Annotated in this window: 1 protein-coding gene; it reads left to right on the forward strand. The window is 69.1% G+C overall.

Features of this window, described 5'->3' with window-relative positions; all coding sequences use genetic code 11:
* The first annotated feature begins 267 nt into the window (after nucleotides 1–267).
* Nucleotides 268–1,059: an IS5 family transposase gene (locus tag RM812_RS41825; RefSeq protein WP_311586205.1), complete on the forward strand. Its 792-nt coding sequence runs from the start codon at nucleotides 268–270 to the stop codon at nucleotides 1,057–1,059.
* Nucleotides 1,060–1,083: the final 24 nt, after the last annotated feature.

Here is a 1,083-nt window from a genome sequence, read left to right on the forward strand (position 1 = left end):
AGAAGCTGTTCTCTTTTCGATCTTGAGAGATGTGCGTCGAACGGGAGTCCCGATCGGGTGATCGCGGGGCGCTGGACGCATACGAACAGGGCCTCCTGAACAGCTCGTTGGTGTCGAATCACCGAGCAGCAGGAGGCCCTGGTGCAGCAGTCTTGCGTGCCGATGGCCGGGCAGTCCAGCGCGGTCACCTGGGAGTGTGACTGCCTGGCTCACCGGTTCGGAAACGCCGCTGACAACGGGACGCGACAGCCGCGCTACCCGACGGACATGACGGACGCGGAGTGGGCCCGGGTCCTGCCGCTGCTGCCGGTGCCGGGCTGGATGCGTGGCCGGGGTGGCCGGCCGGAGGCGTACTGCCACCGTGCCATGCTCGATGCGATCCGGTATCTCGTGGACAACGGGATCAAGTGGCGGGCGATGCCCGCCGACTTCCCGCCGTGGGACCGCATCTACGCATTCTTTCGCCGCTGGCGCGACCACGCCCTGGTCAAGGAGTTCCACGACCGGTTGCGCGCGAGGGTCCGCGAAGAGCTGGGGCGGCATGCGGAGCCGACGGCCGGGGTGATCGACTCGCAGTCCGTCAAGGCGGACGCCGTCGTCGGCGCGGACAGCCGCGGCTTCGACGGCGGCAAGCTCGTCAACGGCCGCAAGCGGCACGTCGTGGTCGACACCCTCGGCCTGCTGCTGGGCGTGATGGTCACCGCCGCGGATGTCGGCGACCGCTCCGCCGCCCAGGTCCTGCTCGGGCAGGTGGCCGAGGCTCACCATCGCCTGGCCCTGGTCTGGGCTGACGGCGGCTACACCGGCAGCCTCGTCGAGCACTGCCTGGCCACGTTCGCCCTGGTCCTGGCGATCGTCAAACGCAGCGATGACATGCGCGGCTTCGTGGTGCTGCCCAAGCGGTGGATCATCGAGCGTCTCTTCGCCCACCTGATGCGAAGCCGCCGCCTGGTCCGCGACTTCGAGCGGCGCACCACCAGCGCGGAGGCGATGGTCTACTGGTCGATGACCTTGCTCATGACCCGTCGCCTGGCTCGCTCACGCCTGCCGCGAGGGTGAACCGGCCTGGCTGCTGTTCGGCCA

The organism is Streptomyces lancefieldiae (assembly GCF_031845825.1).
In the GTDB taxonomy this organism is placed as follows: domain Bacteria; phylum Actinomycetota; class Actinomycetes; order Streptomycetales; family Streptomycetaceae; genus Streptomyces; species Streptomyces lancefieldiae.